At 46.0% G+C, this 26871-nt stretch carries 19 protein-coding genes; 11 read left to right on the forward strand and 8 right to left on the reverse strand.

Annotated elements, in window-relative coordinates:
- Positions 1-234 (forward strand): hypothetical protein (locus F6K63_RS33385; protein WP_287314530.1); only part of this gene is annotated, 234 nt, incomplete at its 5' end.
- A gap of 60 nt (positions 235-294) precedes the next feature.
- Here the strand turns inward: F6K63_RS33385 and grxC are convergent.
- Both grxC and F6K63_RS33395 read right to left on the reverse strand, forming a co-directional pair.
- Entirely contained in the window at positions 295-609 is a 315-nt protein-coding gene (gene grxC, locus F6K63_RS33390; RefSeq protein WP_287314531.1) for a glutaredoxin 3, read from the reverse strand.
- Positions 610-885: 276 nt separating this feature from the next.
- The gene (locus tag F6K63_RS33395; RefSeq protein ID WP_287314532.1) at positions 886-4692 is read right to left on the reverse strand and encodes an NB-ARC domain-containing protein; all 3807 of its coding nucleotides are present in this window, start codon (positions 4690-4692) and stop codon (positions 886-888) included.
- A 183-nt stretch (positions 4693-4875) separates the two neighbouring features.
- Between F6K63_RS33395 and F6K63_RS33400 the strand changes: the two genes are divergently transcribed.
- The gene (locus tag F6K63_RS33400; RefSeq protein WP_287314533.1) at positions 4876-5088 is read left to right on the forward strand and encodes a hypothetical protein; all 213 of its coding nucleotides are present in this window, start codon (positions 4876-4878) and stop codon (positions 5086-5088) included.
- 132 nt (positions 5089-5220) lie between these two features.
- Here F6K63_RS33400 and F6K63_RS33405 read toward each other — a convergent pair whose 3' ends face one another.
- Positions 5221-5385, reverse strand: coding sequence for a hypothetical protein (locus F6K63_RS33405; protein WP_158026779.1), 165 nt, complete (start codon positions 5383-5385; stop codon positions 5221-5223).
- Positions 5386-5460: 75 nt separating this feature from the next.
- Between F6K63_RS33405 and glpX the strand changes: the two genes are divergently transcribed.
- The 5 genes from glpX to ilvD all read left to right on the forward strand — a co-directional run bounded on the left by glpX (position 5461) and on the right by ilvD (position 14397).
- Complete coding sequence (gene glpX / locus F6K63_RS33410) at positions 5461-6498, forward strand: class II fructose-bisphosphatase (RefSeq protein WP_071106877.1); 1038 nt, start codon at positions 5461-5463, stop codon at positions 6496-6498.
- A 694-nt stretch (positions 6499-7192) separates the two neighbouring features.
- Positions 7193-7408: a hypothetical protein gene (locus F6K63_RS33415; protein WP_287314534.1), complete on the forward strand. Its 216-nt coding sequence runs from the start codon at positions 7193-7195 to the stop codon at positions 7406-7408.
- Positions 7409-7453: 45 nt separating this feature from the next.
- The gene (locus F6K63_RS33420; protein WP_071106876.1) at positions 7454-8758 is read left to right on the forward strand and encodes a glutamyl-tRNA reductase; all 1305 of its coding nucleotides are present in this window, start codon (positions 7454-7456) and stop codon (positions 8756-8758) included.
- A 279-nt stretch (positions 8759-9037) separates the two neighbouring features.
- Positions 9038-12532 (forward strand): UPF0182 family protein, encoded by a 3495-nt coding sequence (locus F6K63_RS33425; protein ID WP_287314535.1) that lies wholly within the window; start codon positions 9038-9040, stop codon positions 12530-12532.
- Between the two features lie 179 nt (positions 12533-12711).
- The gene (gene ilvD / locus F6K63_RS33430) at positions 12712-14397 is read left to right on the forward strand and encodes a dihydroxy-acid dehydratase (RefSeq protein ID WP_287314536.1); all 1686 of its coding nucleotides are present in this window, start codon (positions 12712-12714) and stop codon (positions 14395-14397) included.
- A gap of 436 nt (positions 14398-14833) precedes the next feature.
- On the opposite strand, the gene F6K63_RS33435 is transcribed toward ilvD, so the two are convergent.
- Complete coding sequence (locus tag F6K63_RS33435) at positions 14834-14995, reverse strand: hypothetical protein (RefSeq protein WP_158026776.1); 162 nt, start codon at positions 14993-14995, stop codon at positions 14834-14836.
- 26 nt (positions 14996-15021) lie between these two features.
- On the opposite strand from F6K63_RS33435, the gene F6K63_RS33440 reads away from it, so the two are divergent.
- Positions 15022-16953, forward strand: a complete 1932-nt coding sequence (locus tag F6K63_RS33440) for an ArnT family glycosyltransferase (protein ID WP_502708401.1) — start codon at positions 15022-15024, stop codon at positions 16951-16953.
- 28 nt (positions 16954-16981) lie between these two features.
- Here the strand turns inward: F6K63_RS33440 and F6K63_RS33445 are convergent, their stop codons facing one another.
- From F6K63_RS33445 to F6K63_RS33455, 3 genes are all read right to left on the reverse strand, one after another.
- Positions 16982-17272, reverse strand: coding sequence for a hypothetical protein (locus tag F6K63_RS33445; RefSeq protein WP_071106874.1), 291 nt, complete (start codon positions 17270-17272; stop codon positions 16982-16984).
- A gap of 158 nt (positions 17273-17430) precedes the next feature.
- Positions 17431-17925 (reverse strand): anthrone oxygenase family protein, encoded by a 495-nt coding sequence (locus F6K63_RS33450; protein ID WP_287314539.1) that lies wholly within the window; start codon positions 17923-17925, stop codon positions 17431-17433.
- A 380-nt stretch (positions 17926-18305) separates the two neighbouring features.
- Positions 18306-18935 carry an NAD(P)-dependent oxidoreductase gene (locus F6K63_RS33455; RefSeq protein WP_287314540.1) on the reverse strand — a complete coding sequence of 210 codons (630 nt, stop codon included), beginning with the start codon at positions 18933-18935 and terminating at the stop codon, positions 18306-18308.
- Between the two features lie 170 nt (positions 18936-19105).
- Here F6K63_RS33455 and F6K63_RS33460 point away from each other — a divergent pair, with 170 nt between their 5' ends.
- Entirely contained in the window at positions 19106-19978 is an 873-nt protein-coding gene (locus F6K63_RS33460) for a helix-turn-helix domain-containing protein (protein WP_008183262.1), read from the forward strand.
- Positions 19979-20313: 335 nt separating this feature from the next.
- Positions 20314-22986 carry an ATP-dependent chaperone ClpB gene (gene clpB / locus F6K63_RS33465; protein WP_287314541.1) on the forward strand — a complete coding sequence of 891 codons (2673 nt, stop codon included), beginning with the start codon at positions 20314-20316 and terminating at the stop codon, positions 22984-22986.
- Positions 22987-23344: 358 nt separating this feature from the next.
- On the opposite strand, the gene F6K63_RS33470 is transcribed toward clpB, so the two are convergent.
- On the reverse strand, positions 23345-24985 hold the full coding sequence (locus F6K63_RS33470; protein ID WP_287314543.1) for an MBOAT family O-acyltransferase: 1641 nt from the start codon (positions 24983-24985) through the stop codon (positions 23345-23347).
- Between the two features lie 541 nt (positions 24986-25526).
- On the opposite strand from F6K63_RS33470, the gene hpsE reads away from it, so the two are divergent.
- Positions 25527-26489, forward strand: coding sequence for a hormogonium polysaccharide biosynthesis glycosyltransferase HpsE (gene hpsE, locus F6K63_RS33475; RefSeq protein ID WP_008183253.1), 963 nt, complete (start codon positions 25527-25529; stop codon positions 26487-26489).
- The last annotated feature ends 382 nt before the right edge of the window (positions 26490-26871 follow it).

Genomic DNA, 26871 nt, shown 5'->3' on the forward strand with positions numbered 1-26871 from the left:
TTACTGTTTGACCCGGTGGGTGGAACGGGCATCTTGCCCGTTTCCTGCCTCGGACAGGCTTTCCCAAAACTGGCAAAGAGGTGGAAAATCAGGGCCAGCCTTTTGGTGGTGCGTTACGGGGCAGACTATCTCAACCCTGGCTACGAGGCGAAAAATAAGGGCAAGTCCGCCCCTAACACACCCTACGCCTTCAACCTTCAACCTACTGAATGCTTACTAACCCTTCAACCTTAACCCTCCAACCAACTAACCTCCAACCTTCAACTTTCAACCAACTAACCTTCAACCTAAAAATCAGCTCGCTGGCTGAGTTAGCAAAGATTCCAATTGTCCCTTACCGTCTAAATCATACAACTCATCACAACCGCCAATGTGTTGGTTATTGATAAAAATTTGGGGTACCGTTCGACCTCCGTTGGCTCGTTCCGCCATCTGGTTTCTGGCATTGTCGTCGCCATCGATTTTATACTCGGTGTAGTCAACCCCTTTCCACCATAGCAATAGCTTGGCTCGGATACAGAAGGGGCAGGCTTGCCAGGTGTAAATTTCCACATTGGCTTTCATCTGTTCTGGGTTGCGTCCTAGGATGGGATTGAGAAAATCCAGCATTTTTGGTTAATCCTATATTGTTGAATCCTAGTTAAAGATATAGCATGGTTAGGGGCTAGTTTAACTTAAGAAAAAGGAAAGAAATAGGATAAGTTTTGGTGTTACTATAAATCAGTATTTGGTTTGATTATTTATTTTAAAATACTAGTTATTAATGGTTGTAATAATGGTTACAAAAACCATAGATAAATAATTCATAAAACCTCTATTTTTAAAGCTTTTTGATATCATCTCCAGATAATTACCCTTAATACAAATCTCCCCACAATTCCCACTCTAGGGCCACCACCGACTTACATCCTTAATCGCTTCAACAATTGCAGCCAGAGCTTCCTTGCCTCCCAAAGAGATAATAGTTGGACTGAGATTAACCAGGTCTGTTAAGAAAGACTGGCGATCGCGACAAGCCAAGGTGTGAAGAAACTCTTGCCAAAGGGAAACGTCCTCTTGGAGGGAAAAGTGGGGATTTTCGATTAGTCCACTGAAAACGTCAGCTCGGTGATACTCAGACTGAATTGTCCGTGCCATTTGTAGGACTTCTGGAAGTAGGCTTTCTGGCCAATGTCGTGCTAGTAAAATCAGGGCTATGGCTCGGTTTGACTCATCGGTAATGATGGCTCGTGCAGCTTCTAGGTCTTCTGGTAGAATTTGATGCAAATGTCGTGCTAGGTTACTCAGGACTATAGCTCGCTGGAACTGATCGGTAATGACCCTTGCGGCTTCTAGGGCTTCTGGTAAGATTTGAGGCAAATTGGGTACTATTTCAATCAGGGCTAGGGCTCGGCTCCACTCATCGGTAAGGGCTCGTGCCGCTTCTAGGGCTTCTGGTAAGATTTGAGGCAAATTGGGTACTATTTCAATCAGGGCATCGGCTCGGTCTTTGTGATCGGTAAGGGCTCGTGCCACTTCTAGAGCTTCTGGTAAGATTTGAGGCAACTGTGGTGCTATTTCAATCAGGGCATCGGCTCGGTCTTTGTGATCGGTAAGGGCTCGTGCCGCATCTAGGGCTTCTGGTAAGATTTGAGGCAACTGTGGTGCTATTTCAATCAGGGCATCGGCTCGGTCTTTGTGATCGGTAATGGCCCGTGCCACTTCTAGGGCTTGTGAGAGTAGGCTTTCCCCCAACTGTGGTGCTAGTTTACTCAGGACTATAGCTCGGTCTCTATCATCAGTAAGGGCTCGTGCCATATCTAGGGCTTCTGGGAGTAGGCTTTCGGGCAACTGTGGTGCTAGTTCACTCAAGGCATCGGCTCGGCTCGACTGACTGGTAATGGCTCGTGTCGCTTTTAGAGCTTCTGGTAGGATTTGAGGCCAATGTCGTGCTAGTGTACTCAGGGCATAGGCTCGGTCTGTATCATTGGTGATCGCTCGTGCGGCTTCTAGGGCTTCTGGTAAAATTTCCGGCCAATGTCGTGCTAGTCCACTTAGGGCATCGGCTCGGTTTCTATCATTGGTAATGGCTCGTGCTGCTTCTAGGGCTTGTGGGAGCAAGCTTTCCGACAACTGTGGTGCTAGGTGACTCAGGGCATAGGCTCGGCTTGACTCATTGGTAATGGCTCGTGCCGCATCTAGGGCTTCTGGTAAAATTTCCGGGAACTGTGGTGCTAGTGCTCTGAGGGCATAGGCTCGGCTTGACTCATCGGTAATGGCTCGTGCGGCTTCTAGGGCTTCTGGTAGAATTTCGGGCAACTGTGGTACTAGTCCAATCAGGGCATAGGCTCGGTCTCTATCATTGGTAATGGCCCGTGCCGCATCTAGGGCTTCTGATAAGATTTCCGGTAGCTGTGGTACTAGTCCAATCAGGGCATAGGCTCGGTCTCTATCATTGGTAATGGCCCGTGCCACTTCTAGGGCTTCTGATAAGATTTCCGGCAAACGTGGTGTTAGTTCACTCAGGGCATCGGCTCGGTATTTGTTGTTGGTAAGTGCCCGTGCCACTTCTAGGGCTTCTGAGAGTAGACTTTCCGGTAAATATGGTGCTAGGTAACTCAGGGCATAGGCTCGGTAACTATCATCGGTAATGGCCTGTGCGATTTTGAGGGCTTCTGAGAGTAATGTTTCCGGTAACTTTGGGGCTAGCTCTTTTAGTGCTGATCTTCGACGATTAGGATCTTGTATGTGTTGAACATAAGCCAAAGCCTGAACTGGAGTCCACACCTGTTTCTCTACCAGGGCTGCCATCAACTCTCCTGGTATATGCCCAAGCAAACTATTGAGGGAAGACACCATCAAGGCATAACGGCACTGCAAAGTAATGGAAGGAATTGGTGAAGAGGAAAAAGCCTCTTCTGCTAACTGCCAACCTTTAGCCACATCCTTGACAAAATTCGCCGGTTGACCCAAACGTTCACCAGTTTCATACCAACCATTACGCCCCCCTGCTGTTTCCTCCTGCAGCAGCTGGTGTACTTCCTCTATACAACCCGCTTTTTCTAAATGCCAGGTCAGATAACTGTGACTATAGCCATCGTCTGGTAGGGTGTGCCATAAACCGTTTTGGGTTTTTTGGCGATAGCGCTCTAGGAGTTGACCATGGGCTTGGGGCCAGGTTAATCCCAAACCCGGTAAGCTTCCCTCTCCCTCTGTAGCTGGTTCAGCAGTTAGCAACCGACGGGCCATGTCATGAACTAAGTCATGGAGCTGATAGGTGGGAGTGCCATTAGTGGATTTACCAGAGAGCAGTAGAGCCTTAGATTTAAAATACTGTAAGGTCTTTCTGGCCTCTCTAGCACCAACATCCCACAAGGTTGTGCCTAAAGCCGGAGTAATCGAGACATCTTCTGGCAAGACACCAAACCAGGCAAACTGCTGAAATTTTCCTGGTGGTAGTCGCCGTAAACTGAGATTAAAGGATGCCACTAGGCTGTAGTGCTTGCGTCGCTTTTCACCAACCTCTTGGGCACCAGGTAAATCTAAGGTTTCCAACAGGGCAATTTCTTCTTGCAGGTCAGTGAGTAACTCCTGCCAGGAAATACCATCGGCTATTTGTGCTGCCGCTAACTCCAGGGCTAGGGGTAAGTAGCCCACTGTTGTGGCTAGGGCTTGGGCTTGTTTACGGTCTGACCCCTGGAGTTTAGAACCCCCATACTCTTCCAGTAACCCTAAGGCTTGTGAGGGATTCATTACATCCAAATCATAGCGAGTCACTCCCACAATTTGAGCTTCACGAGTTGTCACTAACACCCGGCACTTAGCACCACCAATCCGAAACGGTTGCACATGGTCTGGGTTCCAAGCGTCGTCTACTACTAGCAACGTAGCCTTGTCAAACAGCAAGGTTTGTAAATGTCTAGAAGCAGCATTAGTATTAGTCGGTTTGTAGTCATGGTCTCCCAGTGCTTGGATCCAACTACTGAGAAAAGACAGCAAATCTGGCTGCTGACCCAAGGTTGCCCACAGAATACCATCGGGAAAATGAGTCTGTACCTCTGGATCATGGGCAATAGCAGCAGCCAAGGTGGATTTACCAATACCGCCGAGACCATAAATAGCGCTAACCACCAGAGTGCCAGTCTTAGCTGTCTGCTCTGACAGTAAGGATTGCTTCAGGGATTGGCTTACCTCTGGGCGCTGGATAAAGTAAGGTGGTAGGGCTGGGGCTTGGAAAGGAACCCCTGGCTTAGGACTAAGAGCTTGGCAGGTTTTGGCAGGAGTAGTAGCAGTTGGTAGGGATTGCTGTTTCGATTTCTCTGGTCGTTTATTGTCCCACTGTTGATTAAATCTTTCTAGGTTTGTGGCTAGGTCTTGGCAGTAGAGTCTCAGGGTAAAATGCCTTTCATCCTTTCCCTTCTTCTTGACACGGTTGTCTTCTAAAATTCCTAAGAAGTCTTCCATCCGCTGCAAGGCTTCCACTACTTGAGGCTTGCTGAGACTACCTGGATAGTTATCTTTCTTGGTCAGTTCAATTAAAAATCTGGTCTGAGTTTGGATTACTAGTTCTCGATGACTTGAGTTTTTCTCTATCCAACGGAATTTAATATCTGGATTCCCGTGATTAGCGATGTCTTGAGCAAAAGAAACTAATGCTTCAAATAGACGCAATGCTCTGTTTTTAACTTTAGGACCGTAAGTAGGTCTTGGCATGCTATTTGGGGATGGGCAAGAAAAAAACTTCAGGGTTAGGGTAGGTTTTCCCAAAATTGCAGAAGCTACCCTCAACTAGTCTAGCCTTGATACACAGTGGTTGTAGCTTCCCTCAACTAACTGTTGCGTTTGGACACCACCCCCAGGTCACTATGGTTTCAGTTAGGAAATCGAAGCATTACCATGAATGACCTCAAACAGCAAGTACTTGATAATCAAGGAGTTGACACTATAGCATTAGTCGAACAACCACAGCCCCTCATGGAAAATCCTGCTCTCTGGCTCAAAGATGGGGACAGTCCAGCGGAAATGATTTTAGCGATCGCAGTGTTAGTGGGAGCATTGAGTAGATTGATCCAGGTGGTGGGTCCTTGGTTTAAGAGGCAGGATGGGTGATGCGATCGCAACGGTTTTTCTGAGTAAGGAGGGAAAAGGGTTTCAGTCACTGTTCCCTATTCCCTATTCCCTGTTCCCTAGGGTGATGCGAACGCAACGGTTTTTCTGAGTAAGGAGGGAAAAGGGTTTCAGTCACTGTTCCCTGTTCCCTATTCCCTGTTCCCTAGGGTGATGCGATCGCAACCGTTTCCACACACCCCTTCCCCCATAGTTCACAAACCTAAACCCTAGAGTAAACAAGGATTTCAGTCCCTGTTCCCTATTCCCTATTCCCTGTTCCCTTCTGCGAGATACCACGCTCTGATAGACTTAAGAACTGTAAACAAATAATTAAGAAAATAAGCTCATCTAGCTTTTGGGAGAACGGGCGCTTTGGAAAATACACTAGGTTTAGAAATTATAGAAGTCGTAGAAAAAGCTGCGATCGCATCCGCCAAATGGATGGGTAAAGGGGAGAAAAACACTGCTGACCAAGTGGCTGTAGAAGCTATGCGGGAGCGGATGAACAAGATCTATATGCGGGGTCGGATTGTAATTGGGGAAGGGGAGCGGGATGATGCTCCCATGCTCTACATTGGTGAAGAAGTTGGGATTTGTACCCAAGAGGATGCTGCCAACTTCTGTAACCCAGATGAACTGGTAGAAATTGATATTGCAGTTGACCCCTGTGAAGGCACCAACCTAGTGGCCTATGGCCAAAACGGTTCCATGGCAGTGCTAGCTATTTCCGAGAAGGGCGGTCTATTTGCTGCTCCTGACTTCTACATGAAGAAGCTGGCAGCACCACCCCAAGCCAAGAATCATGTAGATATCAACAAGTCCGCAACGGAAAATCTGCAAATCCTCTCCGATTGTCTAGAGCGCTCCATTGATGAACTGGTGGTAGTTGTGATGGACCGTTCCCGTCACAAGGACTTGATCAACGAAATCCGGGGAGCTGGTGCTCGGGTGCGACTGATTAGTGACGGTGATGTTTCCGCCGCCATCTCCTGTGCCTTTGCTGGTACCAATATCCATGCCTTGATGGGCATCGGTGCTGCCCCAGAAGGGGTAATCTCAGCAGCAGCAATGCGTGCCTTAGGGGGACACTTCCAAGGTCAGCTGATCTACGATCCCGCCATCGTGAAAACTGGTCTGATTGGGGAGAGCAAAGAAAGCAACATTGAACGGCTCGCAAGCATGAAGATTACCGACCCCGATAAGGTTTACAATGCTGAGGAACTAGCCTCTGGTGAAACCGTACTGTTTGCTGCTTGTGGTATCACCCCAGGAACCCTGATGGAAGGGGTTCGGTTCTTCCAAGGTGGAGCACGGACTCAAAGCCTAGTTATTTCAAGTCAGTCCAAGACCGCTCGATTTGTGGACACCGTTCATATGTTTGAACAGCCCAAGTATATCCAATTGAGCTAACTCTTAGGAATAGGGTTGTAACCCTGTAGGTAAGCAATCAGCGATCAGCTATCAGTCGTCAGCTGAATGCTTACCCCTGTTGCGGTTAGGGCGTCTCTTCTTGCCTCGGAGATCCCCCTAAATCCCCCTTAAAAAAGGGGGACTTTGAGTATGGCTCCCCCCTTAATAAGGGGGGCTGGGGGGAATCATAATCTTTTTGAGTATGGCTCCCCCCTTAATAAGGGGGGCTGGGGGGAATCATAATCTTTTTGAGTATGGCTCCCCCCTTAATAAGGGGGGCTGGGGGGGATCATCATCTTGCGGAAAACTTTGAAAACACGCCCTAGCAACAGTAGTTCAAACTTGAAGGAAGGTTGAACAAAGTAGTTTAACCCTTCCTTCAACTGCCTTTTAGGAAGGATTTGTAGGCAGCATTTGTAGGAAACATTTGTACCAAAAAACCGATAAATAAGGGTGCATCTCCTAAAAGCTGTTTGACACGGTTGTGCGTTACGGGGCGGGCTATCCAAAGCCTGGCTACGAGGCAGAAAATGAGGCTCCCCTAACGCACCCTACCCAACTTTTTTACAAATATGAGATGCACCCGATAAAGAATTACTAAGATAACGGTTTTAATCCTAATAAAGTACACAATATTTTTTCCCTACTCCCGTCTTGATGCAGTCGCTCATGGGGGAAACCACGGCAGTCGCTCATGGGGGAGACCCCCAAGACCGCGCTGCCTCCCCAAGACCGCGCTGCATCGCTACTCCCTACTCCCGTCTTGATGCAGTCGCTCATGGGGGAAACCACGGCAGTCGCTCATGGGGGAGACCCCCAAGACCGCGCTGCCTCCCCAAGACCGCGCTGCATCGCTACTCCCTACTCCCTACTCCCTAAAACCCAAGATGAAAGTTCATCACCTTTTTGATAACTTCTATAACTAACACTCCCATCAAACCTCCTTATCAAAAACATGAATATTGCCGTAGTAGGTCTGAGCCATAAGACAGCACCGGTTGAAGTCAGAGAAAAACTGAGCATTCCAGAAGCCCAGTTAGAGACTGTGATGCCCCACTTATGTAGCTATCCTCATATTGAAGAGGTAGCGATACTGAGTACTTGTAATCGGTTGGAAGTTTATATAGTCACCACCGAAACTGATGCAGGAATTCGAGAATTGTGCCAGTTTCTGACAGAAAAAGCTGGCATTCCTCTAGCCAAGTTGCGCCCCCACCTATTTATTCTGTTGTATCATGATGCAGTCATGCACTTAATGCGGGTTGCTGGAGGTCTAGATAGCCTAGTCTTAGGAGAAGGGCAGATTCTAGCTCAGGTCAAAACCACCCATAAACTTGGTCAGCAACACAAGGGAATCGGACGTCTACTTAATAAACTGTTTAAACAAGCAATTACTGCCGGTAAGCGAGTTCGCACGGAAACCAGTATTGGCACTGGGGCGGTCTCCATTAGCTCAGCAGCGGTAGAGTTAGCTCAGCAGAAGGTAGAAACCCTTTATGGCACCTCTTTGACGCCCTATAAAATAGCAATTATCGGTGCTGGCAAGATGTCGCGCTTGCTGGTTAAACATTTGCTGGCCAAAGGTGCTGTAGATATCTCAATTCTGAATCGTTCCACCAAACGGGCTGAAGAGTTAGCGAAAGGGTTTCCCAAAGCGGAGCTAAAACTCCATTCCTTGTCAGATATGATGACAGTGGTTGCCCAGTCAGATATCGTATTTACTAGCACTGGTGCCACCGAACCACTCCTGACTCGGTCTAATTTAGAAGGAGTGTTGCAGACTAGCCATTCCTTAATGCTAATTGATATTTCTGTGCCTCGTAATGTGGCAGCGGATGTTGATGAGCTAGAGACTGTCCACTCATTCAACGTGGATGACTTAAAAGCAGTGGTAGCACAGAATCAGGAAAGCCGTCGTAAGATGGCGATGGAAGCACAAGAACTCTTGGAAGAAGAAGTGGCAGCCTTTGACATCTGGTGGCGTTCCCTCGAAACCGTTTCTACCATTAGTAGCTTGCGCAGCAAGGTCGAAACAATTCGTGAGCAAGAGCTAGAGAAAGCCCTATCCCGTCTCGGGTCAGAATTTGCCGAAAAACATCAAGAAGTGATCGAAGCCCTAACCAGAGGGATTGTTAACAAAATCCTTCATGACCCGATGGTGCAATTACGAGCACAGCAAGATATTGAAACTCGACGGCTGGCCATGGAATCGTTACAAATGCTATTCAATCTAGATACTGGCGAGCAATTTAGCAGTTAGCAAAAACTTGTAGGGTGGGCAAAAACAGTTTGGTTCAAATGTGTATTATAGTACACAGAACGTTGCCCACCCTACTTGAATTGGTATTTTGTGGAGACCTATCAGCTATCAGCTATCAGCTAAGCGAACGGCTAAAAGCCTGTGGTGACGCTACACCGAACAGTTTATGCCCATAGCGCATGCCACTTGAAAAATAAGCTGACGGCTGACGGCTGACAGCTGAATACTTAGTTTTTGATAGACCACGCTATGCTGGTAATGACCAAAAACTAAAGACCAATGACCAAACTATTGCGCTGGGTTACTGGGCTACTGGGTGTATGGATAGCTTGGAATTTGCTATCTCACCTGGTAGCAGCAATTTTATGGTTCACGGAAGTGGATTATCTATCGGCTTTCTTGCTGCGTTTGCAGACCCAGCTGAGTTTGTGGGTAATTGTATTTATCATATCATTGGGGTTTTTGCTCACCAATTTACGGTTAGCCAACCACTTCAAGCATCCAGAAAACTTAGCTGATCTCGAGATTACCTGGCTAAAAGGGTTCAAGACTCTTGACTCTTCATATTTAACCCTTGACCAAACAAGGTTCAACTCACCCTCCCCAATAGTGAGATCGGGAGTCAGACCAAGAGGAAAATTTTCTAGAAAACGCCCAGCCTTCAGATTGCGATCGCTTTTGCCATTTGCCCTAGCACTCAGTTTATTAGTTGGGGTGGTGCTGTTGTACTACGGAAAAATGGCCTTTTCTGTTTGGCATTTCCATCGAGAAACCTTGTCAGCCACCTTTATGAGTGAAGCGACACCCCCCCTACCGTCACCCTTGGGTTGGGTATCTCTCGGAAAGCGATTTTTATCCGAATCCAGAAGCAATCTGGTTTGGCAGCTGGGGATGATTTCGGCAGTGATGGTAGGGCTAATGGTAAATGCTCAGTTGTGGTTAAGAGCGATCGCCCTAGCACTAAGTTTTGCCTGGGCGATGGTGATTTCAGAACAATGGGGCAGAATTTTAGAGTATCTCTATCCCACTCACTTTAACACTACCGAGCCACTATTTGGACAGGATATCGGCTTCTACGTATTTGGTGTACCGGTATGGCAACTATTGAATTTTTGGCTAGGGGGCTTATTTCTCTTTGGTCTAGTTGCGGTATGGCTAATTTACTTAACCTCAGGCAATAGCGTCTCAGATGGGAAATTTCCGGGATTTTCCCAAAACCAACTACGACACCTGTATGGCCTTGGGTCTGCTGTGTCGGCAATCACAGCCTTCCACTATTGGCTTTCCCGGTACAACTTACTGTATTCAACCCGTGGTGTTGCTTATGGTGCAGGCTACACCAATGTCTCAGTCAAGTTGCCCTTTAATACAGGATTGAGCATTCTCGCATTTGCGATCGCACTGTTGTTACTCTTGAGGTCAATTGTCTGGATACGCCGTCTGCCCACCAAAATACCAGTGGCATTGTGGATACTTGGCTTATACCTAGGGATATGGGGGATTGCTGGGGTAATCTTACCCGCAGCAGTGCAACGGTTTAAAGTCGAACCCAACGAGTTAGCCTTAGAACGACCCTATATTGCTCGGACTATTGCTCTGACCAGAGCAGCCTTTGACCTCGATAGTATTGAAGCTGAAACCTTTAACCCCCAAGGTAAGCTCACCAGAACCGATCTAGAAAAAAATAACCTAACTATCGACAACATTCCCCTGTGGGATACCCGCCCCTTATTACAAAGTAATCGTCAGCTCCAACAACTGAGACTTTACTACACATTTCCCGACGCCAATTTTGATCGCTACACCATTAAAGTTAATCCAAACCAGTTGAAAGCTGGGTTGAAGGCTGGGTTGAATGTTGGCAGCAAGTTGAATGTTGGCAGCAGGTTGAATGTTGACAGGTTGAATGTTGACAGGTTGAATGTTGGTAGCAGGTTGAATGTTGACTGGTTGAATGTTGGCAGGTTGAATGTTGGCAGGTTGAATGTTAGCAAGTTGAAGGTTGAAAGTTCAAAAAACCCCCTTCAAGCCAATAACCTTCAAGCCAATAACCTTCAAGCCAATAACCTTCAAGCAAGTAACTTTCAACCAAGTAACTTTCAACCAAGTAACTTTCAACCAAATAACCTTGGCCAAAAGGCCACGCTTCGCGAACAATCAAATAACCTTGGCCAAAAGGCCACGCTTCGCGAACAACCAAATAACCTTGGCCAAAAGGCCACGCTTCGCGAACAATCAAATAACCTTGGCCAAAAGGCCACGCTTCGCGAACAACCAAATAACCCTAGAAAACCTTCAAAAACTCAAAAACAACAAGTACTCATTGCTGCAAGGGAATTAGACTATGATGCTGTGCCCAAACAAGCACAAACTTGGGTTAACAAACACTTAGTCTATACCCATGGCTATGGGTTTACCCTCTCTGCTGTGAATCAGGTAGGGGAGGGAGGACTGCCATACTACTTTATTAAAGACATCGGTTCTGGTGGAGGTGAAGCGCTCAAAGGAAGCTTATATACATCCTCTCCAGAAATTCGTGATAGTATCCCCATTGGTCAACCCCGGATTTACTACGGAGAACTGACCAATAACTATATCATGACCTCCACCAAAACTCAGGAATTAGACTATCCGAGTGGAGAAGAAAACGTTTACAACACCTACGATGGCACTGGTGGTGTTGCCCTAAACTCCTTTTGGCGGCGGTTAGTGTTTGCCCAGTATCTTAAAGACTGGCAGATGGTACTGACTGGGAATTTCACACCCAAAACACGGTTACTGTTCCGCCGTAATATTCGGCAACGGATTCAAGCGATCGCTCCCTTCTTACGCTATGATGCTGACCCCTACCTGGTAATTGCTGATACTTCTGTTGGGGAGTCAGGGGTCACTAAGAATTATCTTTACTGGATTGTGGATGGCTACACCACAAGCGATCGCTACCCCTATGCCGACCCAGGTGACAACCAGTTTAACTACATCCGTAACTCCGTAAAAGTGGTTATTGATGCCTACAATGGCGATGTTAGTTTCTACATAGCTGACCCAAAAGACCCGATTATTCAAACTTGGAGTAAGATTTTCCCGAATTTCTTCAAGTCACTGGATGCCATGCCCACCAACCTGCGGACTCATCTACGCTACCCCATTGATCTATTTAATATCCAATCCGAGCGCTTGCTAGCATATCACATGACTGACCCCCAGGTCTTTTACAACCAAGAGGATTTGTGGCGGATTCCCCAGGAAATTTATGCTGGTAAATCTAAATCAGTGGAACCCTACTACATTATCATGAAACTGCCCAAGGAGAAATCAGAAGAATTTATCTTGCTCCACCCCTATACTCCTACAGGTCGTAATAATTTAATTGGTTGGCTAGCTGGTCGCTCTGATGGGGATCAATATGGCAAGTTACTTCTGTATCAGTTTCCCAAGCAACAACTAATCTATGGACCAGAGCAAATTGAAGCCCTGATTAATCAAGATCCAGTCATCTCTCAACAAATTTCCTTATGGAATCAAAAGGGTTCAAGAGCAGTTCAGGGAAATCTTTTAGTTATTCCCATCGAGCAATCGCTACTGTATGTTGAGCCATTGTATATAGAAGCTGAGCAACATAGTCTGCCAACATTAGTGCGAGTTATTGTGGTTTATCAAAACCAGATTATTATGGCTCAAAATCTAAAAGAAGCACTTGATGCCATCTTTAAGCCAGAGCAAAGTAAGACACCAACAATTGTACGTCCAGTCGAGGAAACTGCACTCCCTTAGCTAATCTAGCTAAATCCGGTTTTCATACCCTTAATAAAAATCTCCCCATCTCCCCACGCTTACCACACTTACCACACTCCCGATGATGGGTATTCAACCAGACTTGATATGATGGCTAAATTTGATGGCTAAATCTAAAATCTCTGGTAGAGACTTTAGTCCTTGAGGAGAACATATCCATGCCGGAGAATTTGAGAAGCCAAGTGGTTACCCAAGGTGTTCAGCGAGCCCCTAACCGAGCCATGCTGAGGGCTGTTGGTTTCACTGATGACGATTTTACTAAGCCCATTGTTGGTCTTGCTAATGGCTACAGCACTATTACTCCGTGCAATTTGGGGTTAAATGATTTGGCCAAACGAGCAGAGGCGGGATTGACCACTGCTGGTGCTATGGCTCAGATGTTTGGTACAATTACGATTAGTGACGGGATTTCCATGGGAACGGAAGGGATGAAATATTCCCTGGTATCCCGGGAAGTAATTGCTGATTCTATTGAGACCGCTTGTAATGGCCAAAGTATGGATGGAGTTTTGGCCATTGGCGGCTGCGATAAGAATATGCCAGGGGCGATGATTGCCATTGCCAGGATGAATATCCCAGCAATTTTCGTTTATGGTGGCACGATTAAACCTGGACATCTCGATGGTCAAGATTTAACGGTAGTGAGTGCCTTTGAAGCTGTTGGTCAACACAGTGCTGGCAAGATTGACGAGGCTAAACTCAAGGCGGTGGAACTCAACGCTTGCCCTGGTGCTGGTTCCTGTGGCGGCATGTTTACCGCTAATACTATGTCCTCTGCTTTTGAGGCAATGGGGATGAGTTTGCCCTATTCCTCTACCATGGCAGCGGAAGATGTTGAGAAGGCCGATAGTGCTGAGAAATCTGCTTTTGTGTTAGTCGAAGCAATTCGCCAGCAAATACTACCTAGGGCTATTTTAACACGAAAGGCTTTTGAGAATGCGATCGCAGTAATTATGGCAGTAGGTGGTTCCACCAACTCAGTCTTGCATCTATTAGGGATCGCCCATGCTGCTGGAGTAGCCTTATCCATTGATGACTTTGAAACCATCCGGGGGAAAGTACCAGTCCTGTGTGACCTCAAACCCAGTGGTCGCTATGTCACTGTAAATTTGCACCGCGCCGGGGGGATTCCCCAAGTTATGAAAATGCTGTTGGTCAATGATTTGCTCCATGGGGATGCCTTGACCATTTCCGGCCAAACTATAGCGGAAGTGTTAGAAGAGGTACCTGATCAACCCCCTGCTGACCAAGATGTAATTCGTCCTTGGGATAATCCTGTGTATGCTCAAGGACACTTAGCCATTCTGAAAGGGAATCTGGCCACAGAAGGGTCAGTAGCAAAGATTACTGGGGTAAAAAATCCTCAAATCACCGGTCCAGCGCGAGTATTTGAATCCGAGGAAGCCTGCTTAGATGCGATTCTCGCAGGTAAGATCAACTCTGGTGATGTGATTGTGGTGCGCTATGAAGGACCAAAGGGTGGCCCAGGCATGCGGGAAATGCTGGCTCCCACATCAGCCATTATTGGTGCTGGGTTAGGTGATTCAGTGGGATTAATTACCGATGGACGATTTTCTGGAGGTACTTATGGCATGGTAGTCGGTCATGTCGCACCAGAAGCAGCGGTTGGAGGTGCGATCGCATTAGTCCAGGAAGGGGATATGATTACCATTGATGCCCATCAGCGATACTTACAACTAAATGTGTCCGATCAAGAATTAGAGCAACGCCGTGCTAGTTGGCAACCACCCAAGCCCCGTTATACCACAGGGGTATTGGCAAAGTATGCCACCTTAGTCTCTTCCAGTAGTGTCGGAGCAGTAACGGATTTAGATTTGGATTAACACTTATACACAGTTGCTGGTTAATCTACTCTATAGCTGATCCATGAGTCGTTACTCCCCCCAAATTAAAAAACCTACACTTGTGAGGCAGGAATCCCCCCTAACCTTACAAGGGTAGGTTTGTGAACATTGGGGCGAGTAAGTATAGCGCTACGCGCAAGGCAAGAGGAATCCCCCCTAGCCTTAAAAAGGGGGTCAGGCAAGAGGCAAAAGTGCAAGTGCATTAGCGCAGGTGCGCTTTCCGCATCTAATTATTAAATTCGCCACGGGTCGCACCTTTTTCTGCTTTTATCAATGTCCTAACTTTAATGCGTAGTGCTATACTTTCATGATTGTATAAAATCCTAAATATATGTATCAAAATACACAATCATTTTCGGAATAATTCTGCCCATTTCCTGCTTCTGTTAACTCCCTCGGTGCGCTTGACCCGTAATTAAATTCGCCACGGGTCGCACCGCTCCCGACTCCCTCGGTGCGCTTGACCCGTAATTAAATTCGCCACGGGTCGCACCGCTCCCGACTCCCGACCCAAATGTAAAAAACCTACCCCTGTAAGGGATTCCTGCTCCCTAAAAGCCAGTAATTTGTACCTCACCCCATTGAAAACTGCTATTATACATGATGCATAACGCCCTGAAAAGGTTGTCTCAACATCAATTTGTACTTGGTTGGCTGCTAGGGGGGCTACTGTTTCGGTGTATCATTGCTTTCTGGCTTTACCCTGGTATTGATGAAGCCTATTACTATGTCTATAGCCTCCATCTAGACTGGAGTTATTTTGATCACCCAGTTTTAGTTGCCCTGACTACTGGCTTTGGTACTTGGATAACGGGAGAGGTTTCCCAATTCACCATTCGTCTGGGTTCCCTGATTTTGTATACAGGTAGCCTATTGCTACTGTATCTGACTAGCACTCATCTATTTAACACCAAAGCGGCTAGATTAACGTTAGCGATCGCTACCATTATTCCGATTTTTCAAATTGGCTTTGGTGTGCTTACCCTACCCGATAGTCCCCTGATATTTTTCTGGTCAGCTAGTTTGTTATGTGCTGCTTACGAATTTTTTCCCCTAAGAGGGAAACATTCAAGAAAAAAATTATCTAGTCAACCCAATAGTTTATCTTCCAATACTCCACACTCTAACCCCCACACCCTAACTCCTATTTATAGTTCATACCGACCTAGCTATCGGTTAGCAATCCTAGGTATTTTAGTAGGTTTAGCTTGTCTAGGTAAATATCATGGCTTTGTTTTGGGCTTAGGATTAGTTGGTTTTTGCTTAACGAGTCCACGTCATCGTTGTGCATTATTGTCACCTTGGGCATGGCTAGGTTTAATGTTATTTATCATAACTATTTTTCCAATTTGGTACTGGAATATACAGCATGATTGGATATCCTTTACTTTCCATTTATCCACCCGTTTTAAACCAGAGCCAGAGGTACCTCAGCAGGGCTACAATTGGCTAAATGTATTAGTGATAGTTTTATCTGGGATAGCTTATCTTTTCCCTACGATGGCATTGCCCATGTGGTGGGTGAGTTTGCGATCGCTACTTGCTCAACTTACCTGGTTTACCAAGACATCAAACCAAGTCGTCATCAAAAAAATTACTCCCCCTACTCCGGAAGGGGGGATTTATTCAAAGTATCCAATACCAGATAACCAAGACCAGCCCAACAGATTAGCTAACCAAACAACATCCCAAACAACATCATCGTCTTCTTCTTCCCTGGCTGGTTCAGATTCTCAAATAATGAAACAGTCATACCCTGCTTCGCCAATTATGTCAAGATTGGAGTCAAGATTAGAGTCAAGATTGGAATCATTATTGATCTTATGGGTGTCCCTACCCCTGATTCTAGGCTTTACCCTCTTAGCAGGTAAAGAGCAAATTTTGCCCACTTGGCCAATGCCAGGATTTTGGGGGATAACCTTACTACTAGGGCAACAGGCGCAACAGTGGCAAATGCGATCGCCTTTAGGCGGGCACTTCTTGTTATCGCGCGGTTGGGTTAACCGATGGCTAAAGGGTTCAGCCATAGCAATAGCTAGCCTATTATTGTTTGTGCTGTTGCATATCACGACAGGAACACTGCAAAAATCCGGTCACTATGCTTTACTTGGGGGTTTTGTCTCTCCCAAAGATGACCCCTCTACAGAACTGATTGATATTCAGCAACTGCGACAAGGATTTGCTCAGTCTCCTGTGCTGAGTGAGGCATTAGAAACCTCTAGCTTTGTCTTTAGTAATGGGTTTTATATCAGTGGGATAGTAGCGATGGCGATTACTCCCCTGACCTCTACACCAATTACCTGTTTGGGAGAGGATATGCGTGGTTTTATGGTCTGGTTCCAACCTGAGCAATGGTTAGGCAAAGATGGATTATACGTTACTCTGGAGCGATTTCAAGAGTTGACAGATAGCTATCGAGCTTATTTTCAGGATATCCAGGAAATAGGGACAGTGCCGATTCGACGGGCTGGAGCAGTCACAGAGGTTTTCCATGTGTATTGGGCTCACCAGATGGTCAAGCCTTATCCTAGCTGAGCGCTCGAATCAGTCATAGATCTGGGATTCAAGCTTTTCTCAGTCGCTCTGCACGGATACAGCCTCCCTCCCAATCCCACTTCGGGTCAGATTCACTTGGCTTATATTGTGCCCAAGGATTGCCACTCTGATCCTGATACAAGGCTGTAATCTCGGCAGTAGCTCTACTTCCCCAAGGTGCTTTCACTCTAATCTGGTCTTGGCACTGGAAAACTTCACCCTCAGAATTAGTAACGCTCTTGAGTGCGATTTGGGGTTTGCGCTCAATCGGGGGTATTTTTTTGATAACTAATTTTTTTGGCGGCTCAGATGTAGTCAAGTTTTTTGAGGAATTGTAGTATCTATTACTTTCTTCTATTTTAGACGCTAGATACCAGTAAGTCGCAAGGGGCTAACCAAGCGAGACTGATCCGATAGGGGAGTCTCGCTTGGTTAATAATTCTATAATTCCACCGAGCAATCGCACTTCGTGCCCGCCTAATAGCGATCGCAAAGTGCAATTGTAAACAGCATCGCTGCCAAAAATGCTGCTACCGTCCGAACATGGTTCCAAAATGTCCAATCAGTCAGAAATCTTGCCCATAGCGTTGTGCCTTCAGCACTGTCTGGCGTGACTATAGCAAGGGCATCATTCAGCGGGATATTGCACGCGAAGGTCACGCCGATTGTGCCAATCAGATAAAGCAGAGTACCCGCCAGCCAATAGACAGCTCCCGGTTGATTCCACTGCAGCAATAACGAAATAGTTAGCAATGTGCAAGCAGCAGCGGTTCCCAGAAATGCCAGCATAAACCAGGGATTGATCACCGTGATATTAATCGATTGCATGGTAGCAATACCTTGTGCTGGTGGTTGCTGAGCCAAAGCCTTCATCACAAAGGTCGAAAAGGCGAAGAAGATGCCAGCGGCCAGACTACTGCCGATTGCTGTTAACAGCATTAGAGAAAAGCGGAAGTTGTTAACAGTTACCATAAAGCCTCCTGGAAATTTTCGTGTTATTTTAAAGTGTTTAATATCTAAGCAGTCAGCTATCAGCCTTCAGCCGTCAGCTAATAGCTGATATTGCACTAAGCATTCAGATGTTTGACATTGTCTTGATGCAATAGCGAGTGGGGGACACCCCCAAGACCGTAATGGTGCGCTTTCCGTTGGCGAATTAAATTCGCCACGGGTCGCACCTCTGCATCGCTCCTAAACTCCGAAACTCAGTCATAGCTTAATTTTGACTTATGAATTCTAACTTCTGACTTGCGCATAAGCTGATACGCGACACGCTGATGGCTGATAGCTGATACGCGACACGCTGATGGCTGATAGCTGATACGCGACACGCTGATAGCTGAATACTTACTTCAATAGGACAAACTTGGTGTCTGGTGAATATACTTGTCATTTGCCAGTTGCTTCAATATGAAGTCAGCAACATCAGCACGAGAAATTTTGAGTTTTGATGTTTTATCGTTACTTGGAAAGCCGTGTCGGTATTTGCCAGTTCGATTCCCATCTACAAAGGCTCCAGGACGAACAATTGTCCAGTCTAGACCGCTTTGCAAAACATAGTTTTCCTGCCTTTGATGATCAGCAAATACGTTCCGTAACAGGAATCCAAACATGATATTCTTCCAAAAGAAGTTAAGATTTTCCCAACTATCTCCTGCTCCAAGAGTTGATTGGCAGATAAAGCGTCGAATGCCTGCTTTTTCCATGGCGTTGATGATCTGTTGCGTCCCCTCTGAACGGATTGTCCCTGTCATCTTCTGACCTGCTCCGAGGACACACACCACTGCTTCTTGACCTTGGACCGCCTTCTCCACTGATGGCAGATCCATAACATCCCCCTGAACAACCTTGAGATTTGCGTGCTTAATGTCCAGCTTGGCGGGATTCCGTGCAAATGCTGTAACCCTGTGTCCCTGGTCAAGGGCCTGTTCCACTACCTGACGACCTGTACCACCGGTTGAACCAAAAATAAGTATATTCATCTTATTTAGACTTGCTCCTGAACAATCACCCTTACAGCTTAGAAAGGCAATTGATGCTCAGCTATCTAATTCTTGTGGTACTATCACAATCTTGCTATCGCTTTTCACGTTTTTGCTGGAAACCGCCGCAACCTGAATATAATCAGAACTAGACGCACTGGACTTGGATGATGAAAAATCCTGCTATCCAACAGGCTGAAACCAATGGCTTATCCCAGAAGTCTCGCCAAACTCAAAGCTGGGAAAATATTCGAGTCCAACACTTCCAACATCCTGCTGGAGAGGGAAATTGTCATTACAATGATGAGCATACCCTTTCTATCTCCCTTGCTCCTCGTCCCGTTCGCTTGCTACAAATTCAGGCAGGCAAGAGCTACACAGGGCTGTATAAAAAAGGAGACATGTCCATTACCCCTGCCAAGACACCGTTTTTTGCTCGGTGGGACAGTGATGATAATTACTTGCAGATTCGGCTGAAATCTCAGTTTATTCAAAGTGTTGCTAGAGAAAGCCTTGAACAGAATCCCGATCGGCTAGAATTACTGCCAGAATTTCGGATTCGCAATCCACAGATTGAAGCGTCCGCAATCATGCTACTTACTGAACTTCAACAGGAATCTTCAGGCAGCACACTTTACATTGATTCTCTGGCTAACGTCTTGGCAGTCAATTTACTGAGGCAACACGCAGCTACCAAACCTCAGTTGCCAATTTACGAGGGTGGCTTACCCCTGCGTCAACTGCAGCAAATTATAGATTACATTGATACATATTTAGAGCGAGATATTAAACTGGCAGAATTAGCTCGATTGCTAGACATGAGCCAATTCCATTTCAGCCGTCTATTTAAGCAGTCAATTGGCATCTCTCCCTACCAATACTTGATACAGCAACGGGTAGAACGGGCGAAGCAGTTGTTGAAACAAAAAGACCGATTAATTGTAGACATTGCCTTAGAGTGTGGCTTCAACAGCCACAGCCACTTAAGCAAAAAGTTTCGAGAATTTACCGGCATGACACCGAAAGCATACAGAGCACATTAGTAAGCATATGCGCTACGCGCACGCGTGTGCGTTCAGCCGTCAGTTATAAGCTAATGCGCTACTTGAGGTGCTATCAGGTGCTTTAAGGATGAGTAAAACCAGCAGGGATTTTTAACCAGCCGTAGCAGTACCCCCCAGCTTGTTTACTACCGACCGTTGATTAGCTGACGGCTAAGGGCTGATAGCTGTTGGCGTAGCCTGCGCGTAGCGCATATGCTTACCAATCATAATCTATCCTTGATGAATTTCAAGCCAGACTTTCCGGATAGAGGGTGAAAGGGATTGCTATACTAACCACAGCATAGATGGTAAAAAAGCGAGATTTGTTGTAGGATATGCAGCCCACTGACGCCAACAAGTTTACAGATAAAGCCTGGGAAGCGATTGTTAAATCTCAAGATGTCGCCCGTCGCTGCAAAAATCAACAGCTGGAAGTCGAACACGTTGCGATCGCATTGTTGGAACAAGATGGGCTACCCAATCGGATTCTATCCCGTGTCACTGTTGATGTTAACCGGTTTCAGCAACAACTGGAAAATTTTGCGACGCGCCAACCAAAGGTCGCTAACCTAGACCAATTGTACCTGGGTCGTGGTTTGGATGTAATGCTCGATAATGCGGAAGCCTATCGCAAGGCTTTGCAGGATGAGTATATTGCAGTAGAACATCTGTTACTGGGTTTAGCGGTGGATGAACGGGTAGGACGCCGCTTGCTCAAAACCTATAACCAGGATGCCGCCAAGCTCGAAGAGGCCATTAAATCCATCCGAGGCTCTCAAAAGGTCACAGACCAAAATCCGGAATCCCGTTACGAAGCATTGGAAAAGTACGGACGGGATTTGACCGAAGCCGCTCAAGCCGGAAAACTTGACCCAGTGATTGGTCGGGATGAGGAAATTCGTCGGGTGGTTCAGGTGCTATCTCGTCGGTCCAAAAATAATCCCGTGTTGATTGGAGAGCCAGGGGTAGGAAAAACTGCGATCGCAGAAGGACTAGCCCAACGAATTGTGAATGGGGATGTTCCAGAATCCCTCAAAAACCGCCAGCTGATTTCCTTAGATATGGGCAGCTTGATTGCAGGTGCTAAATATCGGGGAGAATTTGAAGACCGACTTAGAGCTGTGCTTAGGGAAGTGACCCACTCAGATGGTCAAATTGTCCTGTTTATCGATGAATTGCACACCGTAGTCGGAGCTGGTGCTAGCGGTGGCACTATGGATGCAGGGAATTTACTCAAACCAATGCTAGCTCGGGGAGAATTGCGTTGTATTGGAGCAACTACCCTTGATGAATACCGCAAGCATATTGAAAAGGATGCTGCTCTAGAACGTAGGTTTCAGCAAGTCTATGTTAAGCAACCAACTGTAGAAGACACCATTTCTATTTTGCGGGGACTCAAAGAACGCTATGAAGTCCATCATGGGGTTAATATAACCGACTCAGCCTTGGTAGCAGCAGCTACCTTATCCCAGCGCTACATTACTGACCGATTTTTACCCGATAAAGCTATTGATTTGGTGGATGAGGCCGCAGCCAAAATCAAAATGGAAATTACCTCCAAGCCAGTGGAATTGGAAGCTACTGACCGCAGGCTGATGCAGCTGGAAATGGAAAAGTTATCTCTAGAAGGGGAAGATAAGCGAACCAGTACCACCTCCGCCACCTATAGTTCTGCCCAGGAACGGTTAGAGCGCATTGAAAAGGAAATTGTGGTTTTACGGGGAAAACAGGAACAACTCAATAAACAATGGCAATCGGAAAAGCAACTGTTACAAGACATCAGTGCCTTAAAAGAGGAGGAAGAACAGTTAAGGGTACAAGTGGAACAAGCGGAACGCAATTATGACCTCAATAAGGCAGCCCAGCTAAAATATGGCAAATTAGAAGCTTTACAGCGGGACCGGGAAGCTAAAGAGAGTATGATGTTGGAACTCCAATCCGGGGGTAGTGCTCTGTTGCGAGAACAAGTCAGTGAATCCGATATTGCTGAAATTGTGGCTAAATGGACCGGTATTCCCCTGAAGCGATTGCTGGAATCAGAGCGCCAGAAGTTATTACAGCTCGAAGGACATTTACATAAACGGGTGATTGGGCAAACAGAAGCCGTTTCTGCTGTAGCTGCTGCCATTCGTCGTGCTAGAGCAGGGATGAAAGATCCCGGGCGTCCCATTGGTTCCTTCTTGTTTATGGGACCAACTGGGGTCGGTAAAACCGAATTAGCTAGAGCGTTGGCACAGTTTCTGTTTGACAGTGAAGAAGCTCTGGTGCGGATTGATATGTCCGAGTATATGGAGAAACACGCAGTTTCTCGGTTAGTAGGTGCCCCACCAGGATATGTAGGGTATGAAGAAGGAGGACAACTGTCAGAGTCCGTGCGTAGGCGTCCTTACTCAGTAGTATTGCTCGATGAGGTGGAAAAGGCACACCGGGATGTATTTAACATTTTGTTACAGGTACTTGACGACGGACGAATTACCGACTCCCAAGGCAGAACCGTCGATTTCCGGAATACCATTATTGTCATGACCAGCAATATTGGCAGTGAGCATATTTTGGGAGTAGCTGGGGATGATTCCCAGTATGAGGAAATGCGCAAACGAGTGACGGAGTCTTTGCGATCGCATTTTCGCCCAGAATTTGTGAACCGGGTCGATGATGTGATCATATTCCATACCCTAACCAAGGATGAATTGCGGAAAATTGTCGGGATTCAACTCAAACGGATTGAGCGGCTGTTGGCAGAGCAAAAGATTACCCTGGAAATGTCCGAGCAAGCTCAGGATTATCTCACCGACGCTGGATATGACCCCGTCTATGGTGCTCGTCCCTTAAAGCGGGCAATTCAGCGGGAGTTAGAAAATCCCATTGCTACTAAGATTTTAGAAAATATGTTTATCGAAGGGGATACCATTTTCATTGATTGTGGAGATCAAGGGCTGACATTTAGTAATAAAGCACCCAGTAAACCAGTAACAGCTACTGAATCAGTTGTTCCAGCTGTTACTTAAGATTAGGCATCCCTTTGGGAAGAGGGAGGAGTTCATGTAGGGTGGGCAGTGCACCAGACAGATAATGAAGCTTGCAAACCACGTTGGTAGGCACTGCCCACTGTTACTTAAGATTAGGCATCCCTTTGGGAAGAGGGAGGAGTTCATGTAGGGTGGGCAGTGCACCAGACAGATAATGAAGCTTGCAAACCACGTTGGTAGGCACTGCCCACCCGAAGATTAATGACAATGGTGCAAGATCTCAGTAAAACGTAAGCATTCAGCGGTCAGCGGTCAGCCGTCAGCCTTGGCCACGCTACGGGAATGGCTGATAGCTGTTCGCGTAGCGTGCGCGTAGCGCTTAAGCTGATAGCTCACCTTAAAACTGGAAGTAAAGAAATTCGGAAACTCGGTTAAGAGATAGTAGGCAAAATGTAGCGATTAAGCCAATAGCTGTGGCCCAGTACCAGCTAGGCTTGAAGTGTTTCATGATTTGCTGGGTATTAGGCAAAAAGGTAACCCCTAGGATTAGTCCGAAGAGTACCATGAAGGTCTTTTCTAACCCTATAGGTGGCAGAAGACGTTTCATATCTTGCCACTCCTGAAATTGGATGCCTAAGGGGGTTAACCAACCCAAGGTATTTTGATAAGTAGTAGGCAAGATAACGCCCTTGAGTCCTACCATTGCCTGTAATATTCCTAGACCATCACTAATACTAGTTGCCCGAAACAATACCCACGTACTTACCACTGCTAAAAATGTCAGCATCCAGGCTAGAATTTTTGGCATCGATAGCTTCATTTGCCGCCACCTATGATTAATTACCAGAAATAAGCCATGGAGTCCCCCCCAAATCACAAATGTCCAGCCAGCACCATGCCACAATCCTCCGAGAAGCATTGTAGCTAATAAGTTACCATATTGACGTAGACGACCGCGACGATTACCACCAAGAGGAATATAGAGGTAATCCCGGAGAAAATTCGACAAAGTGATGTGCCAACGTCGCCAGAAGTCACTGATAGATCTCGCTTTGTAGGGGGAATTAAAGTTAATCGGTAGGCGGATATTTGTGATTAACCCTAAGCCAATTGCCATGTCAGAGTAGCCGGAAAAATCGAAATACAGTTGAAAGGTATAACTCAATGCTCCCACCCAGGCTTCTACAAAGCTGAGTTGGTCACTATTGTTAAAAATAGTGGCTACCCAGGGGGATAGATTATCTGCGATCGCAACTTTTTTACCTAAGCCTAGGATAAATAGGCTTAGCCCCATTCCCATGTTTTTCCAGGAAAACAGGCTATTGCGTAACTTCTCAAACTGGGGCAATAGTTCATCGTAACGGAGAATTGGACCGGCTATGAGTTGGGGAAAGAAAGACACAAACAGGCTATAGGTCATAAAATTATACCTACACTTTTTCGTTTCCCCACGATAAGCATCAACAATATAGGCAATTTGGGTAAAGCTATAAAAAGAAATCGCTAAGGGAAGTAAGATGGTAGGAATAGTGATATTTGTCCCAAAAATATGGTTTAATGAATCTACGAAAAAGTTAGCATATTTGAAATAGCCCAAAATCGCTAGGTTAAAGCAAATTCCTATCCAAAGCAGGAGTTTAGTTTGCTGTTTATAACTAACTACTTTGGAAACTAGGTTTGAGATGTTATTGTTTTTATTGGGAGAAATTACAGCTAAATTTCCTTCCTCTCCTTCCCCTCTTCCTCTGAAGCTGATCGACATGTTATTCACGGTCGTGGGAGCCGGACTATCCTCTCCACTTCCTTCTTCTAACAAAATTACTAGCTTCTCTATCTGTTTGCCAATGACATAGTTACCACTAATTGAAATTAGGAGCAGAGGCAGATAAGCAATTTTCCAATAACCATAAAAAAATAGGGATGCTAACGTCATCCATACCCAGGTAGCTTTAACCAAACGGAAGCGACTTAAGCCAAAAAAAAACACCAGGGTAATGGGAAGAAAGCCGAAGATGAAAGCGTATGAGTTGAATAACACGGTAGATGACTCTTGGTAAGTAGGAAATGCTAGCAATATTGCTGTTTATTAACAGTCAATAATCAATATTATATAATAAATAGTTAACACTAAATAGTCAAACAAAAACAGTCAACAGTCAACACTAAATAGTCAACGGTCAACACTCAAAAAATTTTTGGATAAGGGAAAATAATTTTATAAACACCCTGCATCTCCCTTACCTTCTGCTAGTCAATGGCTCTAGCTAATGACGTCCATCTCAAAGGTTTTTGGGTAAGGGAAAATAATTTGTAAACACCCTGCATGTCCCTTACCTTGTCTAGACCAGGAGTTATATGGGTAAGTTCGCCCATGCTGGCCAATGAGATCGCCCTTGAATTCTAGGAAAATAGAGTTGTTTATTTGATCATAATTATGATTGAGTGGGTGAAGGAGGTTCTCTCCATCAATCTCAAATCACCAATCACGATATCTCAGGATATCAAATTATGGTTCTCTTAGTTGAGCCAAATTGGCCAATTTGTGGTGATTTCCTAACAAAGCCAAATGAGCTAGTTCTATGTCTGTTGACTTCACTGTAGCGATTCCGACCTATAATGGGGCGAAGCGTTTACCATTACTGCTCCAGGGACTGCGATCGCAAACTTTCCTAAACCCGATCAGTTGGGAAATTATTGTCGTTGACAACAATAGTAGCGATGATACTGCCCAAGTTATTCAGAACTATCAAAGCAATTGGGATGTATCTGTCCCCTTAAGATATTGTTTTGAACTCGAACAAGGATCAGCATTTGCCAGGTTGCGAGCTGTCCAGGAGGCTAAAGGTGAATTAATCGGTTTTTTAGATGATGACAATTTACCTGATCCCAACTGGATTGCTGCGGCCTATGGCTTTGGTCAAGAGTATCCTAAGGCAGGAGCCTACAGTGGTCAAATTCACGGTGATTTTGAAGTCGAACCCCCAGAAAATTTTGAACCCATCAAGCAATTTCTGGCAATTCGGGAACATGGACCAAACCCCCATCCCTTTCAACCTGAACACATCAGACTACCCCCAGGGGCAAGCTTAGTCGTTCGTAGACAAGCTTGGCTCGATAGTGTGCCACCTCGTCCCAGTTTGACAGGCAAACTGCCCGGATTATTCGTCCAGGGAGATGATTATGAGCCATTGCTGTATATGTACAAAGCAGGTTGGGAAATTTGGTATAACCCCGCCATGCATAGCTATCATCAGATTCCCCAGTGGCGTCTTCAGAGAGATTACTTACTCACTCTCGCTCGTGGCTGTGGTTTAGCCACCTGTCAGCTCCGCCTGATTAATGCTACCTTTTGGCAAAAGCCTATAGTAATTACCAGAACCTTATTGGGAAATTTGCGCCGATTTATCCTACATTTCCTTAAGTATCGAGGACAATTTAAAACTAATCTCATTGCCGCCTTTCAACTAGAATTCTTCTGGGGCAGTTTCCTCAGTCCATTTTTTACTATTAGAAAGCTTTTACACAATCCTTATAATAAATAACCTAAGTTATCAGCTATCAGCTATCAGCTATCAGCTATCAGCTATCAGCTATCAGCTATCAGCTTAATGCTTTGATGGGCAAATCTCCAGACTTTCAATTCTCTAAAATCTCGAACTATTAAATTGTCCCGTTCCCATAGCGTGGCCATAGGCCTGCATAGGTTTATTTTAAACTAACGCCTGACAACTGACGGCTAAATGCTTACTAAATAACAGTATTTTTCAGATTTTTTTTCTGCTCCCGACTCCCGACTCCCGACTCCCGACTCCCGACTCCCGACTCCCGACTCCCGACTCCCGACTCCCGCCTCCCGACTCCCGACTCCCGACTCCCTACTCCCTCCTCCCTACTCCCTACTCCCTGTTCCCTATTACAGAGAGC

The sequence above is a fragment of the Moorena sp. SIO1G6 genome (genome assembly GCF_010672795.1).
GTDB classification, from domain to species: Bacteria; Cyanobacteriota; Cyanobacteriia; order Cyanobacteriales; family Coleofasciculaceae; genus Moorena; species Moorena producens.

Coding starts and splice junctions, on each gene's coding strand:
- grxC (WP_287314531.1), bottom strand. CDS start 609: ATGCTGGATTTTCTCAATCCCATCCTAGGACGCAACCCAGAACAGATG.
- F6K63_RS33395 (WP_287314532.1), bottom strand. CDS start 4,692: ATGCCAAGACCTACTTACGGTCCTAAAGTTAAAAACAGAGCATTGCGT.
- F6K63_RS33400 (WP_287314533.1), top strand. CDS start 4,876: ATGAATGACCTCAAACAGCAAGTACTTGATAATCAAGGAGTTGACACT.
- F6K63_RS33415 (WP_287314534.1), top strand. CDS start 7,193: ATGGGGGAGACCCCCAAGACCGCGCTGCCTCCCCAAGACCGCGCTGCA.
- F6K63_RS33420 (WP_071106876.1), top strand. CDS start 7,454: ATGAATATTGCCGTAGTAGGTCTGAGCCATAAGACAGCACCGGTTGAA.
- F6K63_RS33425 (WP_287314535.1), top strand. CDS start 9,038: ATGACCAAACTATTGCGCTGGGTTACTGGGCTACTGGGTGTATGGATA.
- ilvD (WP_287314536.1), top strand. CDS start 12,712: ATGCCGGAGAATTTGAGAAGCCAAGTGGTTACCCAAGGTGTTCAGCGA.
- F6K63_RS33440 (WP_502708401.1), top strand. CDS start 15,022: ATGCATAACGCCCTGAAAAGGTTGTCTCAACATCAATTTGTACTTGGT.
- F6K63_RS33450 (WP_287314539.1), bottom strand. CDS start 17,925: ATGGTAACTGTTAACAACTTCCGCTTTTCTCTAATGCTGTTAACAGCA.
- F6K63_RS33455 (WP_287314540.1), bottom strand. CDS start 18,935: ATGAATATACTTATTTTTGGTTCAACCGGTGGTACAGGTCGTCAGGTA.
- F6K63_RS33460 (WP_008183262.1), top strand. CDS start 19,106: ATGAAAAATCCTGCTATCCAACAGGCTGAAACCAATGGCTTATCCCAG.
- clpB (WP_287314541.1), top strand. CDS start 20,314: ATGCAGCCCACTGACGCCAACAAGTTTACAGATAAAGCCTGGGAAGCG.
- hpsE (WP_008183253.1), top strand. CDS start 25,527: ATGTCTGTTGACTTCACTGTAGCGATTCCGACCTATAATGGGGCGAAG.